A 23,764-nucleotide genomic window follows, 5' to 3' on the forward strand; every position below is an offset into this window, starting at 1 on the left:
GCGCCGAGTGAGGAACCACGCACAGGTCTACTCGCACTTCTTGTACGTAGCTCCTCACTCGACACCCCTGGCGTACATGAGTCCTCACTCGACAGGGAAGACCTGCAGGATTCCTCACTCGGCAGAAACCCACCTACGGCATTCCTCACTCGACGCGAACGCCACCAACATCCGCCCACGGCCCGCAGCACTGCCTGCCATCCACACCCGCGGGTTCGCCCGATCGGCTCCGCCACGCCCGACGCGGGAGCATCATGGCCGCATGCGTTGGTCGGACTCGCTGACGGCGTTCACCGAACGGCTCGCGAACTCGGGACTGGAGCCAACTTCGCTCACCCCGATCGCGTTGGCGCGGGTGGCCGCCGACTGGTATCGCCGAGAACGCGTCGACGGGGTGCTGCCGTTCGACGACTACGGCGACATGCTGCTGCTGCAATGGGGCCGACGAGCTCTCCGCAGCCCGGCACCGGCCCTGTTCACCTTCCAGGTCGCCCGGCAGTTCATCGTTCCGCGCCGCGACCGCAGCACCATCTGGCGGCTGTCGACCACGCTGCACTTCGCGGCAGCGCCGACGCTGACCTGCGATCACGTCTGCTGCGCCAGCCCGGATGAGATCGACGAGGCGATGGCCTTCGTGCTGGCCGCACCGGAGTTGGCCGATGTGCGTGAGCTGCCGGCCGACCGGGTCGACGTCGGCTTGGGCCCGGCCGCCTGACCACAGGCCAAGCAGCCTGACCACGCGGCACGGGCCTAGTTGACCGGCACCAGCGCAAGTTGGCGGGTCTGCACCACGATCCGGCCGGCGGAGTCCAGCACGGTGTGGTCTTCGTCGAACCAGTCCTGCCCGATCTGCGTGGTGGTGCACAGCACCCGCAACCAACCGTCGGCCGGGGCCGCCCGCAGGTACGCGGTCAACTGCACGGTGGGCGCCCACCCGGTGCGCCCGACCGCGAAGGTCACCGGCATCGAGATGTCGCCGCACATCAGCGCGAACAACGAGTCCGGGGCCTCACCGCGGGGCCGCACCCAGATCCGGGCGTGCGGCGGCCCGTCGCCGTGCGGGACCAATCCGGCCAGGTCGGGCCGAATGTCGCACCCGGCCGCCAGGTGGTTGATCTCGGCCAGCCGATGGCCCGGCCCGATCGGCTCCATCTCGGCCGGTGGCTCCGGCGTCATCCCGGCGGCCGGGTCGCCCACCAGCAGCGGCGGCGCGTCGTGCTCGGGACTGCCCAGCGTGACGGCCGCACGCACCGCGGTGCGACCGCCCTGGGTCAGTTCGACGTCCACCAGGCCGATCCGCCGGCCCTGCTTGCGGACCGTGGCGACCAGGTGCACCGGTCCCGGATCCGGCGCCCACAAGAAGTTGGCCGACACCGCAACCGGTTCGGCATCTGCCAACGGACCGGTGGCCCCGGCCAGCCGGGCAGCCTTGGCGCACAACGACAGCATCACCCCGCCATGGATCTTGGGCCCGATGGTCCAGTGCAGGTTGAGCTCACCGGCGAAGACCACCTGGGCCGGATCGGCGGTGTCGGTCTCGACCCGGACCAACTCCATGGCATGCGAAAACGAAACGGGGGCCACCGGGTTCCCTTCAGCGCAGCAGATGGGTGCGCGCGAATTGGAGCGATTCGATCAGCAACGCCTCACGCTCGACTTCCGAGCGTGCCGCCGAGGTGGTCACTTCCAACACCACGTGGCCGTTGAACGAGCCGGCCGCCAGCATCTGGCAGATCTCGACGGTGGGTTGGGTTCCCCGCCCCGGCACCAGGTGCTCGTCGGCCGAGGCGCCCATGCCGTCGCACAGATGCAGATGCACCAGGCCGTCGCCCATCCGGTTGGCCATCTCCAGCGCATCGGTTCCCGCGGTGGCGGTGTGCGACAGGTCCAGGGTGTAGTGCGCGTGGTCGCCGTCCAGCGGGTCGTAGGACGGTGCGAATGCCGAGATGCCCGCCCCGGGACGGCCACCGCGTTTGCGCATCCGTTCGATCGACTGACCCGCCCCGAACAGCCGGTCGGCTCGGAACGGAAACATGTTCTCCACCGCAACCAGCACGTTGCTGCTCTGCTCCAATTCGGCCACCTGAGCACTGAACCCTTCGGCGTAGCGGCGCTGCCAGCGGAACGGCGGATGCACCACCACGGTCTGGGCACCCAACTGCTCGGCGGCGCGCACGCTGCGTTCCAGCTTGGGAATCGGGTTGGACCCCCAGACCCGCTGGGAGATCAGCAGACACGGCGCGTGCACGCTGAGCACCGGCACGCCGTAGTGCTCCGACATCCGCTGCACGGCGTCGATGTCCTGGCTGACCGACTCGGCCCACACCATCAGCTCGACGCCGTCATACCCGAGGCGGGCGGCGTATTCGAAGGCGGCTTCCGTGCGCAGCGGATACACCGAGGCGGTGGACAGACCGACCTTGATTGCGGGGCGCACGAGCGGCTAGTTCGCCTGCTGCAGGGCCAACGGACCGAATGTGACGATCAGACCGACCGCGATCGCGATCAGCGTGCTGCCGATGTCCTCGGTCTTGCGCACGATCCGGACACCGACCACCAGCGCCACGACCACCAGCCCGCCGAGCACCAACGCCACGATCCGCTGCCACTGCCACAGCTGCACGAACGCCAGGAACAGGCCGGCGCCGAACCCGACGGCGAGCAGGCACTGCAACAGCACCAGGGTCCCGTGCCAGACCTTCTGGACTCGGGTGAGGGGCTCGGGTTCCTCGTCGCTGAGCGCTTCGGCGGCTTCGCCTTCCTCGGTGAGCAGGTCGGAGTCGGCGTCCACGTCACCGCGGCGGGCCAAATCGTCGGCGACGGTCTCGCCGCCGAACAGGGTGTCGTCGGCCGAACGCAGATAGCTGGCTTCACCGAGACCGAGTTCATCGGGGACGACGGTGTCGTCGAGGTCGGCCGACCCGCCCAACCCGAGATCCAGTGGCTCCGAGATCGGTGCGTCGAGGTCGATCGGGTCCGGGCTCATCAGCTCGGCGCCGGCCGGCCTACGCACCGGCCGACGCGGCTGGTCGTTCTTGCGGACCGGACGCGGATGGTGGGTGCGCTCCGGGGCACCGCTGCGACCGCGACGCGGCAGCGGGGTGTCGGCCCGGCGCAGCGGGCGGCGACGCTCCGGCTCCGGTTCGGCTTCGGGTTCAGCAGGTGCGGCTGGCGCCTCGGCCTCGGCTTCCGGCGCCGCCGGCTCAGCTGCGACGGGTTCGGGTAACTCGTCGCTCGTGGTCTGCTCGGCGGTTTCCTCGGGGGCCGTTGCGGTGGCTTCGTCGTCGGTCACCACCGGCAGCTCACCGGTGCGCACGATCGGGATTTCACCGGTGAGTTCGGCGACCGTCACCGCATCGCTGTTGCCGCGACGCCGACGTCGTCGGCCGCCACTGACCGGCGCACCGATCGTGCCGTTCTTTGCCAGCAACTCGGCCACCGAAATGGGCCGGGTGGCGTTGCCGTTATCTGGTCCAGTCATGGTCTGTTGCCTCTCGGCCGGTCCGCGAGCCGGTCCACACCGCCGGTGATCAGGGGTCGAGATCCAGAATCCCCCACGGCAGTGGGCACCAAAGCGGTTCCGGCGGCTTCGCTATCGAGCTTGCGCAGAATGAGACCTTCCCGCAATGCCGGCGAGCAAATGTTCCCGGTTCCGATTCCCAGCGCATGCATGCTCGATTCCGCCACCGCGCACCCACCTGCAACTGCAGGGCGCGCTCGGCGCTCACTCCTTCCCATTCCGCACGGTCAGCCGCGGTCATCCTAGAGATGAATGCTATGAGCTGTCTGAGACCGCAGCGTGTGCGTCCGCGCGCGACACGCCCAAGTCCTACCCTCCCCCAACCTAGCGGTCCGGACCGCGCCGGGCCGCACCGGCAGCCGCGGATCGACCGCTGGTCGGTGCGCACCGCAAACCTCGTCTACCGTTGAGCAGGTGACAGCATGGTCGCATCCCGGTGAAGTGGAACTGGACTTCCCCCGCGAGTGGGTCGAGTTCTACGACCCGGACAACCCGGAACATTTGATCGCTGCCGACCTGACCTGGTTGTGCAGTCGCTGGACCTGTGTCTTCGGCACGCCGGCCTGTCAGGGCACGGTGGCCGACCGCCCCGACGATGGTTGCTGCAGCCACGGCGCGTTCCTGTCCGACGACGACGACCGGGCTCACCTCGACGACGTGGTGTCCCAGCTGACCGCCGAGGACTGGCAGTACCGCGACAAGGGGCTGGGCAAGAAGGGCTACCTCGAGCTCGACGAGTACGAGGGCGAGCCGAACTGGCGGACCCGCAAATACAAGGGCGCCTGCATCTTCTTGAACCGGCCCGGATTCGCCGGCGGGATCGGCTGCGCACTGCACAGCAAGGCGCTCAAGCTCGGCGTGCAGCCGTGGACCATGAAACCCGAGGTGTGCTGGCAGCTGCCGGTCCGGCGCACCCAGGAGTGGATCACCCGGCCCGACGACACCGAGATCCTCAAGACCACGATCACCGAGTACGACCGGCGCGGCTGGGGTTCCGGCGGTGCCGACCTGCACTGGTACTGCACCGGCGACCCGGCCGCGCACGTCGGCAGCAAACCGGTGTACGAGTCCTACGCGCCCGAGCTCACCGAACTGCTCGGCGAGAAGGCCTACGCGGAGTTGGCGGCGATGTGCCGGCGCCGGGCCGGACTGGGCTTGATCGCCGTGCACCCGGCCACCCGCGCGGCCGAGTAGCCGGCGCGCGCCGGCAGCCGGCGGGTCAGCCTTCCAGCTTGTAGCCCAGGCCGCGCACCGTGACCAGATGCACCGGATTGGCCGGGTCGGCTTCGATCTTCGAGCGCAGCCGTTTCACGTGCACGTCCAGGGTCTTGGTGTCGCCCACGTAGTCAGCACCCCACACGCGGTCGATCAACTGACCACGGGTGAGCACCCGGCCACTGTTCCGCATCAAATATTCGAGCAGGTCGAACTCCTTGAGCGGCAACGTGACCGGTTCGCCGTTCACACTCACCACGTGCCGTTCCACATCCATCCGCACCGGTCCGGCCTCGAGCACGCCGTCAGCGACGCCGGCTGCTTCGGCGTCGGCGCCGCGGCGCAGCACTGCCCGGATCCGGGCGATCAGCTCGCGCGCCGAGTACGGCTTGGTGACATAGTCGTCGGCACCCAACTCCAGGCCGACCACCTTGTCGATCTCGGAGTCCCGCGCGGTCACCATGATCACCGGGACCCCGGAGCGGGCCCGCAGCTGCTTGCACACGTCGGTACCGGACATACCCGGGAGCATCAGGTCCAACAGCACGATGTCGGCACCGGCCCGATCGAATTCGGCCAGCGCCGACGGGCCGTCGCCGACCACGGTGGTCTCGAAGCCCTCCTTGCGCAACAAGAACGCCAGGGGATCGGCCAGCGACTCCTCGTCCTCAACGATCAGCACACTGGTCATCGACGTAACCATTCCTCTCCCTCACTTACTCGACGCCGCTGCGGCAGCCTGCGTCCTGCTTTGCCGTTCGGCATCACGCCGCCCCGACGTCGTCGTCGATACCCGGTTCTTCCGGGTCGGCGGGAATGACCAAGGTGAACGTCGATCCGGTGCCGGGCTGACTCCACAGCCGGATCGATCCGTTGTGATTGGCGGCGACGTGCTTGACGATCGCCAACCCGAGTCCGGTGCCGCCGGTGGCGCGCGAACGGGCCTTGTCCACCCGGAAGAACCGCTCGAACACACGCTCCTGATCGGCCGGCGCGATGCCGATGCCGCGGTCGGTGACCGCGATCTCCACGGTGTCACCGATGCGACGGCGACTGATCGAGACCGCCGACCCGCGCGGCGAGTAGGCGATCGCGTTGGAGATCAGATTGGCCACCCCGGTCACGAGCAGCGGGCGGTCACCGAGCACCGAGAAACCGGTCGGGTCGTCGGTGACGACTTCGATGTCGGCGTTGTCAGCGGCCACCTTGTAACGTGAAATAGCTTCGGCCACAACGGTATCGACGTCGACACCGGTCAGTTCGGGGAGCCGTTCGGCGCCCTGCAGCCGGGACAGCTCGATCAGCTCGCCGACCATGTTGGCCAGCCGCTTGGATTCCGCGAGCACCTTGGTCCCGAAGTGCCGCACCATCTCGGGGTCGTCGGGTGATTCCAGGATGGCTTCGGCCAGCACGCCCATCGCGCCCACCGGGGTCTTGAGTTCGTGGCTGACGTTGGCGACGAAGTCGCGCCGGGTGGCCTCCATCCGCGCCTGCTCGGACTGGTCGTCGACGAAGACGACGGCGAAGCGACGGTCGTCCTCAGTCAGCAGCCGAACGTGGCCACGCACGGTGGGCGCCGGCCGCGCGCCGGGCGACTCCGCGCTGCGTCGCCGCGGCGTCAACTCGACCTCGGCCGGGGCACCGGTGGACAGCGTGCGCTGCGCGGCCAACCAGGCCTGGTCGTCGAGCAGCCGGTCGCGCACCAGACCCAGTTCGGCAGCCCGCCGATTCAAGAACACCACGTCGCGGTGCGCATCGACCACGACGATGCCCAGCGGCGCGGACATCACCACGTGCTGCAGCAGCTCCGAGACCGTCATCCCGGCCCGCTCAGCGAACCGCCGGCGGCGGCGCGCCTCGATCCGGGGTACGACCCAGGTGCCGAGCGTGAACCCGACCAGCACCGCGACCACCGCCACGAGGCCAGCGACGGTCAGCACCGACACCATGCTCACGGTCGAATAGTAAGCGTGCGGCGAACGTCATCCCAGCAGCGTGCGGCCAAATCGACACAAGTCACACCGCACAGACCAGGTGTTCGGCCGCCGTTCACCCAGGTTCAACCGATGTTCAACCGGTGGTCAGCTCGCTGCTCGGGGCACGCTTTCTACTTGTTGCCCTGGCCGGCCACAGCAGCCGCGCCGGCGGCCGCGGCCTCCGGGTCCAGGTAGCTGCCGCCGGGAACCTTGGGACGCAGATCGGCGTCCAGGTCGTAGCGCAGCGGAATACCGGTCGGGATGTTCAAACCGACGACGTCTTCGTCGCTCATCCCGTCCAGGTACTTCACCAGGGCGCGCAGCGAATTGCCGTGCGCGGCGATCAGCACGGTCTTGCCGGCCGCCAGGTCGGGCACGATGGTCGATTCGTAGTACGGCACGAACCGGGCCACCACGTCGGCCAGGCACTCGGTCAGCGGCCCGCCGTCGATGTCGGCGTAGCGCGGGTCGGAGTCCTGGCTGAACTCGCTGCCCTTCTCGATCGGCGGCGGCGGGGTGTCGTAGCTGCGTCGCCACGCCATGAACTGCTCTTCGCCGTACTTTTCCTTGGTGGCGGCCTTGTCCAGGCCCTGCAGCGCGCCGTAGTGCCGCTCGTTGAGCCGCCAGTCCCGGTGCACCGGGATCCACAGCCGATCGGCCGCATCCAACGCCAGGTGCGCGGTGGTGATGGCGCGGCGCAGCAGCGAGGTGTAGAGCACGTCCGGCAGCAGGTTCTGCTCGGCCATCAGTTCCCCGCCGCGGACCGCCTCGGCGCGGCCGCGCTCGGTCAGGTCGACGTCCACCCAGCCGGTGAACAGGTTCTTCTCATTCCAGTCGCTCTGGCCGTGCCGGAGCAAGATCAGTGTGGCGTCTCCCATGGCAGGCATCTTCTCATGACTGCTCAGGATTGGTCGTCGTCGATCAGGTGCTCGAAGGCACGCAGGTTCTTCAACGATTCACCGCGGGACACCCGCCACTCCCACTCTTTTTGGATGGAGGACCGAAAACCCAACTCCAGCAAGGTGTTGAAGTCGGTGTCGACGGCCTCGAGCACCTGGCCCAGCACCCGGTCGAGTTCGTCGGGCGTCACCGATTCCAGCGCCATCCGCCCGACCAGATAGATGTCGCCGACGTTGTCCAGGGTGTAGGCCACCCCGTAGAGCCGGCGGTTGCGTTTGAGCAGGAAGCGGTAGACCCCTTCGAGGTTCTCATCGGGCCGCCGGCACACGAACGCTTCCACCCGCACCGAATGCTCGCCGATGCTCAGCAGCGTGTTGGTCTTCAGCTTGCGTTCACCGGGCAGTTCGACCACCAGCCCCGGCAGCCCGCCGTGCGCGCCGGGAAACGGTGAATAGCTCAGCCCGTGTTCGTCGAGGGTGGTCGCGATCAGCGTGTGCACGTCCTGACTCACGTACGAACCCCTTTTCGTCGGCCCCACAACCGGCCGTTGCGGCGGGCGGCGGCATCCACGCCCGCCGGACGGCGCAGCCGCGGGTGGGTTTGGCGATAGTCGGCGATGGCCCGCCGGTAGGCGCTGAGCAGCGCGTCCACGGTGTGGTCCCAGGAGAACGTCGCCGCATGCGCCACCGCGGCCTGCTGCAGTTCTGCCCGGCGGTCCGGGTCGGCGCTCAGCAGGCTCTCCAGGGTGGCCGCCCACCGATCCGGGTCGTGGTCGTCGACCAGTGCGCCGCTGACGCCGTCGCGCACCGCGACCGGCAGGCCGCCCACCGCGGCCGCCACCACCGGGGTGCCGCAGGCCTGCGCCTCGACGGCCACCAGACCGAAGGACTCCGAATAGCTCGGCACCGCAACCAGATCGGCGGCCCGGTAGACCTGCACCAAGCGTTCCCGCGGCTGCGGCGGCAGGAACGTGACCCGGTCGGTGATGCCGAGTTCGTCGGCCAGCCCGATCAGACCGTCGGGAGCAGCCAGCCCGTTGCCGGACGGACCGCCGGCGATCAGCACCCGCACCCCGGGCAGCTTGGCCGCGGCCCGCAGCAGCACATCGGGCGCCTTGAGCGGCTGGATGCGCCCGACGAACGCCACGGTGGGTTCATCGGGCAGCCCCAATGCCGCACGCGCGGCACGCCGATCGCCCGGCGTGAAGGTGGCCAGGTCCACCCCCGGGTGCACCACGTCGATCCGGTTCGGGTCGGCACCGTGCAGCGAAACCAATTGGCCGGCTTCATCTTCGGTGTTGACGATCAGCCGGTCGGCTTCGTCGACCACCTGTTGTTCACCGACGGCGCGCAGCGCCGGCTCGGGGATGTCCCCCTCGGCCAGCGCCGCATTCTTGACCGCGGCCAGGGTGTGCGCGGTATGCACCAGCGGCACCGCCCACCGGTCGGCGGCCAACCAGCCCACCTGACCGGACAGCCAGTAGTGCGAATGCACGATGTCGTAGTAGCCGGGTTCGTGGGTGGCCTCGGCGCGCAACACACCGGCGGTGAACGCACACAGCTGGGTGGGCAGGTCGTACTTGTCCAGGCCTTCGAACGGGCCGGCCACCACGTTGCGCACCAGCACGCCGGGCGCCACCGGCACCACCGGGGCGTCCGAGGACGACGTGGCGCGGGTGAAGATCTCCACCTCCACCCCGCGACGTGCCAGATGCAACGCGGTCTGCAGGACGTAGACGTTCATTCCCCCGGCATCACCGGTGCCCGGTTGGGCCAGCGGCGAGGTATGAACCGACAACACGGCAACGCGCACCGCTCCATCCTTGCACCACCGCAACGCGGTGGGCATCGGTGGTGGTCAGGCGATCGCGCGTGGCCGGGTCGCACGCCGCATAGAGCCCAGCGGGTCGTTGTAGAGCGCGCTGAGCGAGGCCACCCCGGCCCCGGCTTCTTGCACCCGGTTGCCGAACCCGGTGACCCGCAGCTCGCGCGGACCGAGCGCCGAGTGCGCCGCGATCGCAGCCTCGACGTGCGGAAAGCCTTCCGGGTATTCGGTGAACGCCTGCCCACCGACCACCAGATCGTCGGGGTTGAGCAGGTCGCCCAGCAGTGCCACCGCCTCACCGAGCACCCGGGCCCGTTCGGCCAGCAGTTGCGTGGCGACGGTGTCGCCACGGCGCGCGGCGGTCACCACGGCGGCCGTGGTGGCCGGCTCGGAGTTCAGCACGGCGAGCCGGCGGGCCGCCGAGACGACCGCCTCGTCACTCACGGTGGTCTCCAATTGGCCTGTGCCGCCCAGCAATTCGGAGTGTGCCGGTAGGTTGGCGATGGTGCCCGGGCCGCCGGACGGGCTGTGCACCCGACCGTCGATCACCAGGGCGTAGCCGACCGTTTCGCGGGCGTAGACGTACAGCCCGGTGGCCGGGGCGTCGGGGCGGCGCAGGCCGAGCAGCAGCTCGGCGCCGGCGACGGCGTCGACGTGCGCGGCCACCGACACCGGCAGCCCCAAGGTGGCGGCCAGCACCGGCCCGACCGGGGCCTGCGACCAACCCAGCCGCGGGTGGTCGACGTAGCCGCGGCTGGTGTCCACCACACCGCCGATCGCCACGCCCACCCACAGCGGGCGGCGGCGATGCCAGCGGCTCAGATAGCGCTGCGCGCTGGCGGCCAGCGCGTTCAGGGCCGCGCCCTGATCCCCGCGCGGCGTCGGGGTCTCCACCGCATCCAGGGTGCGACCGAACAGATCGGCGGCCACGATGCTGGTCGAGCGTGCCCCGATGTGGATGCCGAGGGTGACGAACGGCTCGTGGTTGACCTCGACCGGCACCCGGGGCCGGCCGATCGCGCCGGACGGCGCCAGGTCGGCGCGCTCGCGCACCAGACCTGCCTCCAGCAGGGCGGTGACCTGGCGGTTCACCGTGGCAATCGACAGTTTGGTCAGGCCCGCGATGGCGTCGCGGGCGACCGGGCCGCGTTGGCGCACCGCAGCGAACACCGCACCGGCGGCGTTGTCGGGCAGCCGCAGTGCCGGGGCCAGCACCTGGTGCCCGGCGCGCAGCGGGTGCGGCGGTCGGGGGCGGCCACTGCCCAACGTGGCGACGTGCGAAGCGGCGGGGCCGGCAACCGAACCCGGGATGGAATTGGGGGCAGAAATGACAGAAGAGCTGGCTGTACGCACGGAAGTGTCCTCACAGGAGAGAGAGCCGGAAAAGGGCGGGACTCGGGCCGCGCTGCCGAGGAGTCGCTCAGTCGAAAACGAAAGCGCTCAGGCGCGGCAAGAACTGGGACAACAACACAGCCACGACGCACACATCATGGCGTGCGGCGCAGTCGCGTATTCCAGCTGCCGTTCGGACACGAACGAGAATTTAGCACGGTTACTAGACTTCGTCTGATGACCCAGGGTGCAAAGCAGTCCAACAGCAAGCTGGCGGTGGTCACCGGAGCCAGCTCCGGAATCGGCGAGGCCACCGCGAAAACCCTTGCCGCGCAAGGTTTCCATGTCATCGTGGCGGCCCGCAGAACCGACCGGATCGAAGCCCTGGCGGCCCAGATCTCGGGCACCGCGGTGCCGCTGGACGTGACCGACGACGCATCGGTGGAAGCGCTGGTCGACCGGGTCGCCGAGCTGGGGGGCACGGTGTCGGTGCTGGTGAACAATGCCGGCGGCGCCAAGGGCCTGGAAACGGTGTCCGACGCCGACCTGGACAACTGGCGCTGGATGTGGGAGACCAACGTGCTGGGCACGCTGCGGGTCACCCGCGCGCTGCTGCCGGCCTTGGTGGCCTCCGGGGACGGCCTGATCGTCACGGTGACCTCGATCGCGGCGTTCGAAACCTACGACGGCGGCTCCGGCTACACCGCCGCCAAGCACGCCCAGGGCGCGTTGCACCGCACGCTGCGCGGCGAGCTGCTGGGCCAGCCGGTGCGGCTGACCGAGATCGCCCCGGGTGCAGTGGAGACCGAGTTCTCGCTGGTCCGATTCGCCGGGGACGAGCAGCGCGCCGATCAGGTGTACGCCGGCATCACACCGCTGGTCGCCGAGGACGTCGCCGAGGTGATCGGTTTCGCCGCGTCGCGGCCGGCACACGTGAACTTGGATCAGATCGTGCTGCGCCCGCGGGATCAGGCCCCGCACGGCCGGTTCAACCGCCAGGCGCCGTAGCCGACGGGGTCGGCGCGTCGGTCGGGGTGGCCGGCGCGGTCGACGGCAGTCCGGCCGGCGCGTCCTGGTCGGTCAGCGCCGACATGGCGCGCCATTCCGACCAGTCCACCGCCCAGTCCCAGATGTCGCCGTCGGCGTAGGACAGCTGGATGCGGGTACCGCTGACCTCGACCGGGTCGCCGTAGATCGCCGAGTAGAAGTACTGCTCGGCATCCCCGGGTGCGAGGTTGATGCAGCCGTTGGTGACGTTGGTGTTGCCTTGCGCGTCCAGGCTGGCCGGGTTGGCATGGATGAACTCGCCGTTGTTCGAGATCCGCACCGCCCAGCGCTCGTGGATGTTGGCGTAGCCGGCCGCCGGGTTGGTCATCCAGAAGTCCTCGTACTTCTCGGTGACCACGTGGATGCCGCTGCGGGTCACGTTGCGGTCCAGGTCGCCTTCGCCGTAGCTGCACGGGAAGTCCATGATCACGCCCTCGTCGGTGATCACCTGGATGCGGTGACTGGACGCCTCGGCCCGCACCACCTGGCGGCGTCCGATCGCGAAGTCCAGGGTGGAATCGGCTGCGCCGTAGGCGCCGTCACCGAACGGCAGGCCGTAGAAGGTGGCCTGCACGTGCACCGTGGTGCCGGCCGGGTAGTACTCGCGGGTGCGCCAGTGCACCCGCGAACCTGCGGCCTCGTCGGGCAGCCAGGCCCAGCTGCCCTGCACGGGCGGTTCGGTGCGCACCGTCAGGGCCCGCTCGACAGCGGCCTTGTCGGCGACCGGGGCGTCGAACTGCAAGATGATCGGCGCTGCCACCCCGACGGTTTGGCCGTCGGCGAGCTGGAATTGGGCGCTGACCACCTGGGTCGGGGCCAACGTGGTGAAGCCGCCCTGCACCGCGAGCGGGTTGCCGTCGGTACCGACCACCTGCCCGGTCCAGGTGTAGCGCGCGCCGTAACCCAACGGTTCGGTGGTGGTGAACACGGTGCGGTCCGGGCTGAGCGCCCCGGCGACCGGTTGGCCCTGCGGGTTGGTCAACGCGATCCGCTGGAAGAACCCGTCGCGCACCTCGGCGCGCACCGGCTCGATCGGTGAGAACCCCGCGGTGTCGGGTTCCGGGTGCAAGCTCAGCGTCGGGGCCGGTGGCGGGCTGCCGGCCGGGTTGCCGGAGTCGGCGAAGCAGGCGGCCAGCGCCCCGGGCGCGACGACGCCGAGGGCGACCGCGCCCAATGCCTGCCGACGGCTCAGCGCCGGGGACGCGACGCGCTTGGAGCTCACGTCAACCGAGGATACGGGGCGAACCGCGCGTGCCGCGTTACAGCGCGGCGCCGAGCAGGACGGGTTCCGGATGCAACTGCACCCCGAAGGCCGCGCGCACACCGTCGCGCACCGTGCGGGCCAGCGCCAGCACGTCGGCGCTGGTGGCGGCGCCGCGGTTGGTGATGGCCAACGCGTGCTTGGTGGACAGCCGGGCCGGGGCGTCGGGGCCGGGGAACCCCTTGCCGAAGCCGGCCTGTTCGATCAACCAGCCAGCGGCCAGTTTGATCTGAGCACCGGCCGGATAGTGCGGGACCGGTCCGGCGCTGCGCCGCTGCAGCGCCTCGAAGGCGGCCCGGTCGACCACCGGGTTGGTGAAGAACGAACCCACGCTCCAGGTGTCGTGGTCCTCGGCGTCGAGCACCATGGCCTTGCCGCGGCGCAGCCCCAGCACGGCGTCGCGGACCCGGGCCGGGTCGGCGCGCTGCCCGGGTTCGACGCCGAGCGCCGCGGACAGTTCGCCGTAACGCAGTGGCGCGCTGCGACCGGATTCGTCGAGCTCGAACTCCACCTCCAGCACCACCTGCCTGCCGGCTTCGGGGCCGTGTTTGAGTGCGCTGGTGCGGTAGCCGAACCGCAGCCGTTCCGGTCCGACCCAGCCGACCTCCCCGGTGTCGCGGTGCAGCAGCCGCACCCGGCGCAGCGTGTCGGCCACCTCGGCGCCGTAGGCGCCCACGTTCTGTACCGGGGTGGCGCCGGCCGAGCCCGGTATCCCGGACAGGCATTCCAGCCCGCCCAGTCCGGCCGCCACCGCGGTGGCCACCACGTCGTCCCACACCGCACCGGCTTCGGCGCGTACCCGGTTGCCCTCGACGACGACGCCGGTGGTGCCGATGTGCAGCACGCTCAGATCGGTCAGATCGTCGGCGATCACCAGGTTGGATCCACCGGCCAGCAACAGCGGCTGCTCGGCGCGCAGTTCGGCCAGCGCAGCGATGATCTGCTCGGTGCGCACACACCAGACGACCCGGCGCGCAACGGGTCCCACGCGCAGGGTGGTCAGCGGTGCCAGCGGCTCCTGCTCGGAAACCACGGCGCCCGCAAATCGCGAACCGGTCACGGCCGCTAACGGTAGCCTCACTAGCCATGTCGCGTTCATTCGACGTCGCGGTCGACTACCAGGGCACTGTCGCCTCGGTGCACCGGGCGTTCGGCGACCAGCAGTACTGGCGGGACCGGCTGGCCGCATCCGGGGCCGACGCGGCCACGCTGGATGCCCTGGAGGTGGGCGCCGACGGCAGCATCGTGGTGGTCACCACCACGGTCCTGGTGCGGGAACGGTTGCCCGGGCTGGTCACCCAGTTTCACCGCGGCGACCTCGAGATCGAGCGCCGGGAGATGTGGGGTCCGGTCAGCGCCGGGCAGACCGCGGCCAAACTCGATGCCAGCATCCCGAATGCGCCGGTGAACGTCGTCGGTGACGCAACATTGGCTCCGGGTGATACCCCGGGCCGCTCCAAGTTGCAGCTGCGCGCCGCGGTGGAAGTGGCGATTCCGTTGGTGGGCGGCAAGATCGAATCGATCATCGGCGGATACCTCAGTGACGTGATGATCGCCGAGCAGCGGTTCACCGCAGCCTGGCTGGCCGGCAACCACTAGGGTCCGGTTCCTACTCGCATGGATCAGCGACCGCTGGGTTCGGTCACGCGCGGCACCACCGGACACAACCGGTTGCGCCGCGCCGACCGCTGGCTGATGCATGCACCGCAGGTGCGCACCCTGCTGGGATCGGCCGCCGACCCGCTGGTGGTCGACCTGGGTTACGGCGCGCTGCCGGTGACCACCTTGGAGTTGGCCGGCCGGTTGCGCACGCTGCGCGCCGACGTCGAACTGGTCGGACTCGAAATCGACCGTGCCCGGGTGGAATCCGCGCAATCGGCCAGCCAAGCCGGGGTCCGGTTCGCGCACGGCGGGTTCGAGCTCGCCGGTCTGCACCCGGTGCTGATCCGAGCGTTCAACGTGCTGCGGCAGTATCCGGTCGAGCAGGTGCCGACCGCGTGGGCGACCCTGCGCGCCGGCCTGGCCGACGGCGGTTTGATCATCGACGGCACCTGCGATGAGCTGGGCCGGCGGTGCGCCTGGGTGTTGTTGGACCAGACCGGACCGGTCAGCTTGACCCTGGCCTGCGACCCGGCGCACATCGAACGACCTTCGGATTTGGCCGAGCGGTTACCGAAAGTGCTGATCCACCACAATGTTTCGGGTCAACCCATCCACGAGCTGCTGCTGGCCGCGGACCGGGCCTGGGCCACGGTGTCGGGGCAAGGCGTGTTCGGCCCGCGGGTGCGCTGGCGCGCGATGCTGACCGTGCTGCACCACGCCGGTGTGCCGGTGGCCCCACAGCGCCGGCGACTGCGCGATGCGGTGCTGACCGTGCCGTGGCAGGCGGTGGCTCCGCGCTGACCCGCGCGCGGTCCACGTACCCTGAACCGCATGCGCCTCGCGCTGGCTCAGATCCGCAGCGGCATCGACCCGGCCGCCAACCTGGAGTTGGTGGCCGAGCAGGCGCAGCGCGCCGCCGACCGCGGCGCCGCGCTGGTGGTCTTCCCCGAGGCCACCATGTGCCGGTTCGGGGTGTCGCTGCGCAAGGTCGCCGAACCGATCGACGGTGCCTGGGCCGACGCGGTGCGCGGTATCGCCGAACGCGCCGGATTGACCGTCGTGGTCGGGATGTTCTGCCCGGCCGGCGACGGGCGGGTGACCAACACGCTGCTGGCCACCGGCGCGGGCGTGGAGGCCCGCTACGACAAGATCCACCTCTACGACGCGTTCGGGTTCGCCGAATCCAAGACCGTCGCGCCCGGGCACGCCCCGGTCCTGATCGAGGTCGACGGCGTCAGCGTCGGACTGACCACGTGCTATGACATCCGTTTCCCCGAGCTCTACGTCGAGTTGGCCGGCCGCGGCGCGACGGTGCTCACGGCCAGCGCCTCCTGGGGTTCGGGACCGGGCAAGCTCGACCAGTGGACATTGCTGGCCCGGGCCCGGGCGTTGGACACCGCCGGGTTCGTGGTGGCCGTCGATCAGGCCTACCCGGGCGACGAGGTGGCCGCGGTCGGACCGACCGGCGTCGGCGGCAGCCTGCTGGCCTCCCCGTACGGCGACGTCCTGGCCGCGGCGGGTGCCGATCCGGAACTGCTGATCTGCGACCTGGACCTCGATCAGGTCACCGCGGCCCGGGACAGCTTGGCGGTGCTGCGCAACCGCCGCATCGAGAGCTTCGGCCGATAGGGCAGAATCAGCAGAGTGACGAATCCGCCACAGGGCACTGACCCCTGGTCGCGCCCACCTCAGCAGAACCAACCCACCGAGCGACTGCACAACGCGCCGGGCGCTGAAGCCCGACCCACCGAGCGGATCGAACTCCCCAACCCGGCGCCGTCCGATGCCGGCCGCGGTGGGTCCGAGTCGCCGACCGTGGCGGTGCCGGCCGCGTCGGCGCCGCCGCCACCGTCCGGATCTGCTCCGCCGCCGCCGCCCCCACCGAACGGCGGGCCGCCGCCGCCGGCTCCGGGCACCGAGGCGAAGGTCCGGCGCTGGTTCCGCGACCCCATGTCGATCGCTTTGGTGCTGGTCATCGTGGTCGCGCTGGCGATCGCGGGCCTGCTCGGCACCGAACTGTATGCCCGCAACAAGGCCAACAGCATCGTGGCTGGCATCGCCAAGTGCGTCGTCGAGGACGACGTCGAGGTCTCGTTCGGGGTGACCCCGCCGGTGCTGTGGCAGCACCTCACCGACCACTACAGCGACATCTCGGTACGCACCGCGGGTAACAACATCCGCGAGGCCCAGGGCATGACCGTGGACCTGGACATCGAGGATGTCCGGTTGGAGGACACCGGCGACTCACGCGGCACGCTGGGCTCGCTGGTGGCGCGCATCGACTGGACCACCGAGGGCATCAAGACGACCGTGCAGGACGCCATCCCGGTGTTCGGCGGCGTGGTCTCCGGGGTGCAGACCAACCCGTCGGACGGCACCATCTCGTTCGACGCCGGGTTGGGCGGTGTGACGGTCAAGCCGGTGGTCTCCGACGGCGGGCTGGCACTCGAGGTCACCGAGCTGACCGGGCTGGGTTTCATCCTGCCCCGGGAGACCGTCCAGCCGGCGCTGGATGCCTTCACCGACCGGCTGACCAAGGGCTACCCGCTGGGCATCAAAGCCGACAGCGTGCAGGTCACCGAAAGCGGTGTGGTGAGCCAGTTCTCGACGCAGGACGCAACCATCCCGTCCAGCGGCAGCAACCCCTGCTTCCAGGGGCTGTGAGCTGAGGTCTGCCCGACTCAGTCGGGCAGACCGTCGAGCACCGTGCGCGAACCGGACAACCCGAGCCGGGTGGCGCCGGCGTCCAGCAGCGCCACCGCATCTTCCGCGGTGCGGATGCCGCCGCTGGCCTTGATCCCGAGCCGTCCGCCGACGGCGTCGGCCAGCGCGGTGACCGCGACCACCGAGGCCCCGCCGGCCGGGTGGAATCCGGTGGAGGTCTTGACGTAGTCCGCGCCGGCATCACCTGCCGCCTGACACGTGGCGACCAGGATGTCCGGGCCGCCGAGCGCCAGTAGCGCGGCCGACTCCAGGATCACCTTGAGCTGCGCGTCCGGCACTGCGGCGCGGACGGCGGCGACCTCGTCGCGCACCGCGGTGAAATCACCGGCCAGTGCCGTCCCGACGTCGATCACCAGGTCCACCTCGCGGGCGCCATCGGCGACCGCGAGTGCGGCCTCCTGCGCCTTGACCGCCGGTAGGTGCTTACCGGACGGGAAGCCGGCCACGGTGGCCACGGTCAGCCCGTCGGGCGCGACCGCCGCCGCGGCGGCGACCAACGGCGGGGACACGCACACCGCGCCGACACCCAGCTCGGCGGCCTCGGCCACCAGCGCGCGCACATCGTCGGCGGTGGCTTCCGGTTTGAGCAGGGTGTGGTCGATCAGCGCGGCAACCCGCGCACGCGTCCAGCTCATCAGAAGGGCTCCTCGGTGCCGCCGGGATTACAGCCGGCGGTGAGCATGGTGGCGCCGTCCACGAGCGGCCGCCAGGGTTCCAGGTTCCAGCTCGTCTTGCCCGGCTCGACCAGCTCGGCCCACTCCCAGTGGCAGATGAACTGTTCACGCATACCGGGCAGGTCGGCGTCGGGGGCAGCGATCAGCACCTCGGCCCAGGCCTGTTCGGCTTGCGCCACGCTGCCCAACCGAGCGGCCTCGGCACGTCCGGTCGCCGTGGGATAGACCCGCAGGCTGGACAGACCGCCCCAGTGCACCCACTGGGTGCGTTCGACGAACACCGGCTCGACCGGCTGCGGCTCGGGCTCGGCGGCCGCGGGTGCCGAACTCAACAGCGCCAACCCGGCCGCCGCGGCGGCCACACCCCAACGCAACATCGCTCAGCGCGACTTTCCCTGAACTTCGAGCAGTTTCGGCCGGACGTCGACCAGGTACACGCCGGCCGCGCCGGCGCAGATCGCGGCCGCGATGATGTGTCCCCACAGCACCAACAGCAACAGTAGTGACAGACCCAGGATCGCCAGCCAGACCGGCTTGGTCAGCTTGTCGGCAGCCGGGTAGGCGTCGGCCCGCTGCAGTGCGGCGTGCACGAACGCGTACAGGACGGCAATGCCCGCAGCGGCGGTGACGACCAACAGGATGTAGGCCATGAGGTTGGGGATGAGCACGAGCACCCAGCCAGGGTATGCGGGAACCAGCCCTACAGTCGACTGTGGGCCGCCCGATGACCGGGCGGCCCACTGCCGAACTGTGTTGCGAACCTACTTCTGGGTGACCTTCTTGGCCGGAGCCTTCTTGGCCGGGGCCTTCTTGGCAGCCGGAGCCTTCTTGGCCGGAGCCTTCTTGGCGGGCGCCTTCTTGGCGACGTTCTCCACGGCCACCTCGGCGTCCAGCACGGCCTCGTCGACCCGCTTGGGGATGTCGACACCGACCAGCTTGGCGGCGCGCTCACCGACGGCGCGGGTCTGGCTGGCCACGCTGCCCAGAGCTTCCTGGGTCAGCTCGACGGCCTGCTCGACGTAGCCCTCGGCGCGGTCGGTGGCACCTTCCAGGGCCGGCTGGGTGCGCAGCCGCTCCAGGGCGGCCTCGCCGCGCTCGACCAGCTTGTTGTAGGTGGCCTGAGCCTGCTCGGCGTAGCTCTCGGCCAGCTTGCGCAGCTCCTCGCTGGACAGCTTGTCGCGCAGGTCGTTGAGGTCCTTGGGCAGGTCCTCCTGCAGCTTGGTGAGCCGCTCGCGGGCCTCGTCGACGCGCTCGTTCAGCTTGGCGCGGCTCTCATCGACTCGCTCGGTGAACTTGGCGCGACCTTCCTCGGCACGGGAGGTGGCGTCGGTACGGGCCTCTTCGGCACGCTCACGCAGGGTGGCGACGATCTCGTTGACGGTAGCCAGGGCGAGATCGGCGGCGCCGATCGCGGCGAACAGCGGGGCCTTGAGTTCTTCCACAGTCTGGTTCTCGGCCATGGTGACTTCCTTTCATGGGGGGTTCTGTTGGCTAGTGGGTAAACGGGTGCGGGATGTCAGTCAGATGTCGACTCCTCACCCGCAGCGTCCTCGGAGGTCGAGGTTGCTGCTTCGTTCTGCTGAACGAACGTGGCATAGATGTCGAGCAAGACCTGCCGCTGCCGTTCGGTGATCGCGGTGTCGGTGACGAGGGCGTCCCGCACCGCGCTGGTTTCACCGGGTTCGAGGATTCCGGCACGGACGTAGAGCACTTCGGCCGACACCCGCAACGCCTTGGCGATCTGGTTGAGCACCTCGGCGGACGGCTTGCGCAGCCCACGCTCGATCTGGCTCAGGTAGGGATTGCTGACACCAGCCTTCTCGGCGAGCTGCCGCACCGAGACCTGCGCAGCCTCGCGCTGGGCCCGGATGAAGCTGCCGATGTCGGATGCGGCGGTGCTGACAACGGTCGCCAGGTTCTCGTCCTGCGACATGGCTGTCCCCTTTCCGCGGTGTTGATTCGGGCTCCCCATCGGACGTCTCAGGGGTGCCCGACGACGCCAAAATTCACACTACGCGGCAGTGCTAACAATTGCAAGCACTTGTTAGCGCAGTTCAGAATATGATTTGCGCCACTGTGTAGATGACCAGACCGGCCAGCGCGCCCACCACGGTGCCATTGATCCGGATGAACTGCAGATCTCGTCCGACATGCAGTTCGATGCGCCGACTGGCGTCGTCGGCGTCCCACCGCTCGATGGTCTCGGTGATGATCGAGGTGATCTCCACGCCGTACTGACCCACCAGGTGCTGGGCGCCGCGCACCAGCCACTCCTCGACCTTGTCGCGCAGTTCACCGTCGTCGCGCAGCGACTCCCCGATCGTCACCACCGAATCGGAGATCCGGGTGCGCAGCGCCGAGTCGGGGTCGTCGACGCCGTCGAGCACCAGGCGCTTGAGTGTCTTCCATGCGGTTTCGGCGGCCCGGGCCACCTCGTCGCGGGCCATCAGCTGTTCCTTGACGTTCTCGGCCTTGGCGATGGTGGCCGGGTCACGCTGCAGGTCGTCGGCGAACTCGAACAGGAACCGGGTGGCCGACTGGCGCAGCTCGTGGTGCGGGTTGCGCCGCACCTTGTCGGTGAAGTCCATCAGCTCGCGGTGGATCCGGTCGCCGACCAGTTGGTCGACGAACCGCGGCGACCAACTCGGCGAGTCCCGGGTGACGACGCGTTCGATGGTGTCCCCGGCGTTCAGCGCCCACTGAAAGGCCCGGTCGGCCAGCAGCTGGATCAGCGCCTCCTGCCGGTGCTCGGCCAGCAGCTGCGCCAACACCCGGCCCACCGGCGGACCCCACTGTGGTTCGGCGACCCGCCGCACGATCATCTTGTCGATCACCTGCTGCAGGTCCTCGTCGTTGAGCAGTTCCACCACCACCCGCAGCACGGTGGCCGCCTCACCGGCCACCCGGTCGGCGTTGCGCGGCTCGCACAGCCATTTGCCCAACCGGCCCGGGATCTCGGCGTCGCGCAGCTTGGTCTCGACCACGTCGGCGGACAGGAAGTTCTCCCGCACGAAGGTGCCCAGTCCCTGCCCGAGCTGGTCCTTCTTGCGCCGGATGATCGCGGTGTGCGGGATCGGGATGCCGAGCGGGTGCTTGAACAGCGCGGTGACGGCGAACCAGTCGGCCAGCGCGCCGACCATGCCGGCCTCGGCCGCGGCCCGCACGTAGCCCACCCAGGCCGGCGCGTCGGCGGTCTTCTGCGCCCAGGTGCAGACCAGGAAGATCACCGTGGCTGCCACCAGGAAACTGAGCGCCACGAGTTTCATCCGGCGCAGTGACCGGCGCCGCTCGGCGTCGGCGGCGGCGTCGGCTCCGGCAAAGGATTGGGCAAGTGAGGCCGTCCGCTCGGCAAGCGACGGCGTGTGGGTCAGACTCACTTGCGACGGCGGGCGCACGGGGGCGCCGGGCGGGGTCTGGCCACCTGGGGGAGCTACCACTCCTTCATCATCCGCCATCCCGGTGGCAAACCGGTCGCGGACCGCCGCGCCAGTTACTGTGACCGTCGCCGCGACAACCTCGATCCGACCCGTATGATTTATCTGTAACTAGCGAACGGAATTCGGTGACGGTCAGTCAAAATTCGCAGCCCTCCGTACCCAAGGTCGACGGTCGGAAGCGGCGCTGGCACCAGCACAAGGTGGAGCGACGCAACGAGTTGGTCGACGGCACCCTGGACGCCATCCGGCGCCGCGGCCGAGACGTCAGCATGGACGAAATAGCTGCTGAGATCGGTGTCTCGAAGACCGTGCTGTACCGATACTTCGTCGACAAGAACGACCTCACCACAGCCGTGATGATGCGCTTCGCGCAGACCACGCTGATCCCCAACATGGCCGCCGCGCTGTCCTCCGATCTGGACGGCTACGACCTGACCCGAGAGATCATCCGGGTCTATGTCGAGACCGTGGCCGCCGAGCCGGAGATCTACCCGTTCGTGTTCGCCAACAGCTCGGCCAGCAAAAGCAAAGTGATCGCTGACAGCGAACGGATCATCGCCGGCATGCTGGCCGTGATGTTCCGTCGCCGCATGCAACGGGCCGGGATGAGCACCAAGGGTGTCGAGCCGTGGGCGTACATGATCGTCGGCGGGGTGCAGTTGGCCACGCACTCCTGGATGTCGCATCGGCGGATGGATTCCGATGAGCTGATCGATTACCTGACCATGCTGGCCTGGAGCGCGCTGTGCGGCATCGTCGAGGTCGGTGGCTCGTTGGAGACCTTCCGGACCCAGCCGCATCCACAGCCGGAGTTGCCCGACAGCGAAACGCACACCTAACCCGGTTGCCGTCGGCCACAGCAGCCGCGCCCGCACGTGAACCACAGGGCCGCCCCCACAGCAGCCGCGCCCGCACGTGAACCGCCGGGCCGCCCCCACAGCAGCCGCGCCCCCGCGTGAACCGTGAATTGTTAACGCATCTACTCGGGAAATGCGTACACAATTAACGGTTCACGCAGGGAGTAGCCCAGCACATCCCGGTAGGGTCGCGCACTATGTCGCTGCCGTCACTGTGGACCCATCGCCCGCACGAGAAACTTCGATTTCAGCCCGGCCATTCGATCTCCGAGCTGGACACCAACTCCAGTCCCGGCTTCGACGGTGAGAAGGACGACGCCCCCCAGATCCAGGCCGAGCGCAACGAGCGGTTCGCCGAGTTGCAGGAGATGCTGTACGCCAACGGCCGCAAGGGCGACCACCGCTCGGTGCTACTGGTGCTGCAGGGTATGGACACCGCAGGCAAGGGCGGGATCGTCCGGCACGTGGTCGGCGCCGGCAGCCCGATGGGCATCCAGTACACCGGGTTCGGCAAACCCACCGAAGAGGAGCTGGCCCACCACTACCTGTGGCGGATCCGCAAAGCGCTGCCGACCGGCGGGCAGATCGCGGTCTTCGACCGGTCCCACTACGAGGACGTGCTGGTGGTGCGGGTGCACAACCTGGTCCCGCCGGACGTGTGGGGGCAACGCTACGACGAGATCAACGCCTTCGAACGTGAACTGGTCGACGGCGGCATGACCATCGTGAAAGTCGCGATGTTCATCTCGCTCGAGGAGCAGAAGGGTCGGCTGGCCGAACGTCTGGAGCGACCGGACAAGTACTGGAAGCACAACCCCGGCGATCTGGACGAGCGAGCGCTGTGGCCGGCCTACCAAGAGGCCTATCAGGCGATGTTGGAGAAGACCTCGACCGATTACGCGCCGTGGCACGTGATCCCGTGCGACAAGAAGTGGTACAGCCGGCTGGCGGTCACCGAACTGCTGATCGAGGCGCTCAAGGGGCTCGACCTGCAGTGGCCGCCGGCCGACTTCGACGTCGAAGCCGAAAAGGCCCGCCTCGCCGAAGCCTGATCCTGATTGGGACGAGCCCCGGGTCAGGTGAGCGGACGAAGACGGGCCTGCGGCTGCAACCCGGCGCGTGGCGGGTTGCGGCGGTCGGTTATTTGACCAGGGTGAATTGGCCGACGTTGGTGATGCCGCGTTTGAAGAAGTCCGCACAGCCGGTGAGGTAGTGCATGTAGCGGTTGTAGACCTCTTCGGACTGGATCGCGATGGCCTGGTCGCGGTTGGCTTGCAGGTTCTCGGCCCACAGGTCCAGGGTGCGCGCGTAGTGCGGTTGCAGCAGGTGGGTGCGTTCCAGGGTGAACCCGGAATCGGCGGCGAGCTTTTCGATGTCCTCGACGGCGGGCAGCTG

Annotated in this window: 27 protein-coding genes and 1 pseudogene; 9 read left to right on the forward strand and 19 right to left on the reverse strand. The window is 69.3% G+C overall.

All coding sequences use genetic code 11. The features are described from left to right. Nucleotides 1–262: 262 nt before the first annotated feature. Nucleotides 263–715, forward strand: coding sequence for a hypothetical protein (locus AC5Y3P_RS20550; protein ID WP_500047784.1), 453 nt, complete (start codon nt 263–265; stop codon nt 713–715). Nucleotides 716–750: 35 nt separating this feature from the next. Here the strand turns inward: AC5Y3P_RS20550 and AC5Y3P_RS20555 are convergent, their stop codons facing one another. From AC5Y3P_RS20555 to AC5Y3P_RS20570, 4 genes and pseudogenes are all read right to left on the reverse strand, one after another. Further along, nucleotides 751–1,557 carry a thioesterase family protein gene (locus AC5Y3P_RS20555; protein WP_500047811.1) on the reverse strand — a complete coding sequence of 269 codons (807 nt, stop codon included), beginning with the start codon at nt 1,555–1,557 and terminating at the stop codon, nt 751–753. Nucleotides 1,558–1,594: 37 nt separating this feature from the next. Then, complete coding sequence (locus tag AC5Y3P_RS20560; protein WP_500047785.1) at nt 1,595–2,437, reverse strand: sugar phosphate isomerase/epimerase family protein; 843 nt, start codon at nt 2,435–2,437, stop codon at nt 1,595–1,597. A 6-nt stretch (nt 2,438–2,443) separates the two neighbouring features. Continuing rightward, nucleotides 2,444–3,481, reverse strand: a complete 1,038-nt coding sequence (locus tag AC5Y3P_RS20565) for an Rv0497 family membrane protein (RefSeq protein WP_500047786.1) — start codon at nt 3,479–3,481, stop codon at nt 2,444–2,446. Next, nucleotides 3,478–3,866, reverse strand: a pseudogene (locus tag AC5Y3P_RS20570) (Ppx/GppA phosphatase family protein); the annotation flags it as partial. The gene AC5Y3P_RS20565 and the pseudogene AC5Y3P_RS20570, both read right to left, overlap by 4 nt. Before the next feature lie 68 nt (nt 3,867–3,934). On the opposite strand from AC5Y3P_RS20570, the gene AC5Y3P_RS20575 reads away from it, so the two are divergent. Then, entirely contained in the window at nt 3,935–4,714 is a 780-nt protein-coding gene (locus tag AC5Y3P_RS20575; RefSeq protein WP_500047787.1) for a DUF3109 family protein, read from the forward strand. Nucleotides 4,715–4,739: 25 nt separating this feature from the next. Here AC5Y3P_RS20575 and regX read toward each other — a convergent pair whose 3' ends face one another. The 6 genes from regX to AC5Y3P_RS20605 form a co-directional block, all read right to left on the reverse strand. Beyond that, nucleotides 4,740–5,426, reverse strand: a complete 687-nt coding sequence (gene regX, locus AC5Y3P_RS20580; protein WP_500047788.1) for a two-component sensory transduction protein RegX — start codon at nt 5,424–5,426, stop codon at nt 4,740–4,742. Between the two features lie 73 nt (nt 5,427–5,499). Next, the gene (locus AC5Y3P_RS20585; protein ID WP_500047789.1) at nt 5,500–6,690 is read right to left on the reverse strand and encodes a sensor histidine kinase; all 1,191 of its coding nucleotides are present in this window, start codon (nt 6,688–6,690) and stop codon (nt 5,500–5,502) included. 152 nt (nt 6,691–6,842) lie between these two features. After that, nucleotides 6,843–7,589 (reverse strand): phosphoglyceromutase, encoded by a 747-nt coding sequence (locus AC5Y3P_RS20590; RefSeq protein ID WP_500047790.1) that lies wholly within the window; start codon nt 7,587–7,589, stop codon nt 6,843–6,845. A 23-nt stretch (nt 7,590–7,612) separates the two neighbouring features. Continuing rightward, a complete protein-coding gene (locus tag AC5Y3P_RS20595; RefSeq protein WP_500047791.1) occupies nt 7,613–8,122 on the reverse strand; it encodes a type III secretion system chaperone family protein in 510 nt (169 codons plus the stop codon). Beyond that, nucleotides 8,119–9,459: a D-inositol-3-phosphate glycosyltransferase gene (gene mshA, locus AC5Y3P_RS20600; RefSeq protein WP_500047792.1), complete on the reverse strand. Its 1,341-nt coding sequence runs from the start codon at nt 9,457–9,459 to the stop codon at nt 8,119–8,121. The genes AC5Y3P_RS20595 and mshA overlap by 4 nt, the downstream gene beginning before the upstream one ends. A gap of 9 nt (nt 9,460–9,468) precedes the next feature. Next, nucleotides 9,469–10,701 carry an ROK family protein gene (locus AC5Y3P_RS20605; protein WP_500047812.1) on the reverse strand — a complete coding sequence of 411 codons (1,233 nt, stop codon included), beginning with the start codon at nt 10,699–10,701 and terminating at the stop codon, nt 9,469–9,471. A gap of 303 nt (nt 10,702–11,004) precedes the next feature. Here AC5Y3P_RS20605 and AC5Y3P_RS20610 point away from each other — a divergent pair, with 303 nt between their 5' ends. After that, nucleotides 11,005–11,775, forward strand: a complete 771-nt coding sequence (locus AC5Y3P_RS20610; RefSeq protein WP_500047793.1) for an SDR family oxidoreductase — start codon at nt 11,005–11,007, stop codon at nt 11,773–11,775. On the opposite strand, the gene AC5Y3P_RS20615 is transcribed toward AC5Y3P_RS20610, so the two are convergent. Both AC5Y3P_RS20615 and AC5Y3P_RS20620 read right to left on the reverse strand, forming a co-directional pair. Then, the gene (locus AC5Y3P_RS20615) at nt 11,756–13,036 is read right to left on the reverse strand and encodes a L,D-transpeptidase (RefSeq protein WP_500047794.1); all 1,281 of its coding nucleotides are present in this window, start codon (nt 13,034–13,036) and stop codon (nt 11,756–11,758) included. The genes AC5Y3P_RS20610 and AC5Y3P_RS20615 overlap by 20 nt on opposite strands. Nucleotides 13,037–13,073: 37 nt before the next feature. After that, nucleotides 13,074–14,135, reverse strand: coding sequence for a UDP-N-acetylmuramate dehydrogenase (locus AC5Y3P_RS20620; protein WP_500047795.1), 1,062 nt, complete (start codon nt 14,133–14,135; stop codon nt 13,074–13,076). Between the two features lie 26 nt (nt 14,136–14,161). Here AC5Y3P_RS20620 and AC5Y3P_RS20625 point away from each other — a divergent pair, with 26 nt between their 5' ends. Genes AC5Y3P_RS20625 through AC5Y3P_RS20640 form a run of 4 tightly spaced genes read left to right on the forward strand, consistent with a single transcriptional unit; the run spans nt 14,162 to nt 17,341 of the window. Continuing rightward, entirely contained in the window at nt 14,162–14,674 is a 513-nt protein-coding gene (locus AC5Y3P_RS20625; protein WP_500047796.1) for a DUF2505 domain-containing protein, read from the forward strand. An 18-nt stretch (nt 14,675–14,692) separates the two neighbouring features. After that, complete coding sequence (locus tag AC5Y3P_RS20630; RefSeq protein WP_500047797.1) at nt 14,693–15,478, forward strand: class I SAM-dependent methyltransferase; 786 nt, start codon at nt 14,693–14,695, stop codon at nt 15,476–15,478. Between the two features lie 30 nt (nt 15,479–15,508). After that, complete coding sequence (locus tag AC5Y3P_RS20635; RefSeq protein WP_500047798.1) at nt 15,509–16,306, forward strand: carbon-nitrogen hydrolase family protein; 798 nt, start codon at nt 15,509–15,511, stop codon at nt 16,304–16,306. 15 nt (nt 16,307–16,321) lie between these two features. Further along, the gene (locus tag AC5Y3P_RS20640; protein ID WP_500047799.1) at nt 16,322–17,341 is read left to right on the forward strand and encodes an LmeA family phospholipid-binding protein; all 1,020 of its coding nucleotides are present in this window, start codon (nt 16,322–16,324) and stop codon (nt 17,339–17,341) included. Nucleotides 17,342–17,358: 17 nt separating this feature from the next. On the opposite strand, the gene deoC is transcribed toward AC5Y3P_RS20640, so the two are convergent. The 6 genes from deoC to AC5Y3P_RS20670 form a co-directional block, all read right to left on the reverse strand. Beyond that, nucleotides 17,359–18,036 (reverse strand): deoxyribose-phosphate aldolase, encoded by a 678-nt coding sequence (gene deoC / locus AC5Y3P_RS20645; protein ID WP_500047800.1) that lies wholly within the window; start codon nt 18,034–18,036, stop codon nt 17,359–17,361. Further along, a complete protein-coding gene (locus AC5Y3P_RS20650; RefSeq protein ID WP_500047801.1) occupies nt 18,036–18,452 on the reverse strand; it encodes a DUF2599 domain-containing protein in 417 nt (138 codons plus the stop codon). The genes deoC and AC5Y3P_RS20650 overlap by 1 nt, the downstream gene beginning before the upstream one ends. A gap of 3 nt (nt 18,453–18,455) precedes the next feature. Continuing rightward, nucleotides 18,456–18,737, reverse strand: coding sequence for a DUF2516 family protein (locus AC5Y3P_RS20655; RefSeq protein ID WP_500047813.1), 282 nt, complete (start codon nt 18,735–18,737; stop codon nt 18,456–18,458). Nucleotides 18,738–18,836: 99 nt separating this feature from the next. Next, nucleotides 18,837–19,535, reverse strand: a complete 699-nt coding sequence (locus AC5Y3P_RS20660; protein WP_500047802.1) for a heparin-binding hemagglutinin — start codon at nt 19,533–19,535, stop codon at nt 18,837–18,839. 56 nt (nt 19,536–19,591) lie between these two features. After that, the gene (locus AC5Y3P_RS20665; protein WP_500047803.1) at nt 19,592–20,008 is read right to left on the reverse strand and encodes a helix-turn-helix domain-containing protein; all 417 of its coding nucleotides are present in this window, start codon (nt 20,006–20,008) and stop codon (nt 19,592–19,594) included. A 121-nt stretch (nt 20,009–20,129) separates the two neighbouring features. Continuing rightward, nucleotides 20,130–21,530, reverse strand: coding sequence for a DUF445 domain-containing protein (locus AC5Y3P_RS20670; protein WP_500047804.1), 1,401 nt, complete (start codon nt 21,528–21,530; stop codon nt 20,130–20,132). 107 nt (nt 21,531–21,637) lie between these two features. On the opposite strand from AC5Y3P_RS20670, the gene AC5Y3P_RS20675 reads away from it, so the two are divergent. Further along, on the forward strand, nt 21,638–22,351 hold the full coding sequence (locus AC5Y3P_RS20675; RefSeq protein WP_500047805.1) for a TetR/AcrR family transcriptional regulator: 714 nt from the start codon (nt 21,638–21,640) through the stop codon (nt 22,349–22,351). Nucleotides 22,352–22,566: 215 nt separating this feature from the next. Beyond that, nucleotides 22,567–23,421, forward strand: coding sequence for a polyphosphate kinase 2 family protein (locus AC5Y3P_RS20680; RefSeq protein ID WP_500047806.1), 855 nt, complete (start codon nt 22,567–22,569; stop codon nt 23,419–23,421). Between the two features lie 88 nt (nt 23,422–23,509). Here AC5Y3P_RS20680 and AC5Y3P_RS20685 read toward each other — a convergent pair. After that, a partial coding sequence (locus AC5Y3P_RS20685) for a class I SAM-dependent methyltransferase (RefSeq protein WP_500047807.1) occupies nt 23,510–23,764 on the reverse strand: 255 nt, incomplete at its 5' end.

The sequence above is a fragment of the Mycobacterium sp. NGS45 genome (assembly GCF_059812645.1).

Bases quoted from the DNA above. Each gene is read 5' to 3' on its own strand.
- AC5Y3P_RS20630 (WP_500047797.1), top strand. From the start codon at position 14,693: ATGGATCAGCGACCGCTGGGTTCGGTCACGCGCGGCACCACCGGACAC.
- mshA (WP_500047792.1), bottom strand. From the start codon at position 9,459: ATGCCCACCGCGTTGCGGTGGTGCAAGGATGGAGCGGTGCGCGTTGCC.
- AC5Y3P_RS20590 (WP_500047790.1), bottom strand. From the start codon at position 7,589: ATGGGAGACGCCACACTGATCTTGCTCCGGCACGGCCAGAGCGACTGG.
- AC5Y3P_RS20635 (WP_500047798.1), top strand. From the start codon at position 15,509: ATGCGCCTCGCGCTGGCTCAGATCCGCAGCGGCATCGACCCGGCCGCC.
- AC5Y3P_RS20660 (WP_500047802.1), bottom strand. From the start codon at position 19,535: ATGGCCGAGAACCAGACTGTGGAAGAACTCAAGGCCCCGCTGTTCGCC.
- AC5Y3P_RS20670 (WP_500047804.1), bottom strand. From the start codon at position 21,530: ATGGCGGATGATGAAGGAGTGGTAGCTCCCCCAGGTGGCCAGACCCCG.
- AC5Y3P_RS20565 (WP_500047786.1), bottom strand. From the start codon at position 3,481: ATGACTGGACCAGATAACGGCAACGCCACCCGGCCCATTTCGGTGGCC.
- AC5Y3P_RS20550 (WP_500047784.1), top strand. From the start codon at position 263: ATGCGTTGGTCGGACTCGCTGACGGCGTTCACCGAACGGCTCGCGAAC.
- AC5Y3P_RS20650 (WP_500047801.1), bottom strand. From the start codon at position 18,452: ATGTTGCGTTGGGGTGTGGCCGCCGCGGCGGCCGGGTTGGCGCTGTTG.
- AC5Y3P_RS20665 (WP_500047803.1), bottom strand. From the start codon at position 20,008: ATGTCGCAGGACGAGAACCTGGCGACCGTTGTCAGCACCGCCGCATCC.
- AC5Y3P_RS20680 (WP_500047806.1), top strand. From the start codon at position 22,567: ATGTCGCTGCCGTCACTGTGGACCCATCGCCCGCACGAGAAACTTCGA.
- AC5Y3P_RS20625 (WP_500047796.1), top strand. From the start codon at position 14,162: ATGTCGCGTTCATTCGACGTCGCGGTCGACTACCAGGGCACTGTCGCC.
- regX (WP_500047788.1), bottom strand. From the start codon at position 5,426: ATGACCAGTGTGCTGATCGTTGAGGACGAGGAGTCGCTGGCCGATCCC.
- deoC (WP_500047800.1), bottom strand. From the start codon at position 18,036: ATGAGCTGGACGCGTGCGCGGGTTGCCGCGCTGATCGACCACACCCTG.
- AC5Y3P_RS20610 (WP_500047793.1), top strand. From the start codon at position 11,005: ATGACCCAGGGTGCAAAGCAGTCCAACAGCAAGCTGGCGGTGGTCACC.
- AC5Y3P_RS20555 (WP_500047811.1), bottom strand. From the start codon at position 1,557: ATGGAGTTGGTCCGGGTCGAGACCGACACCGCCGATCCGGCCCAGGTG.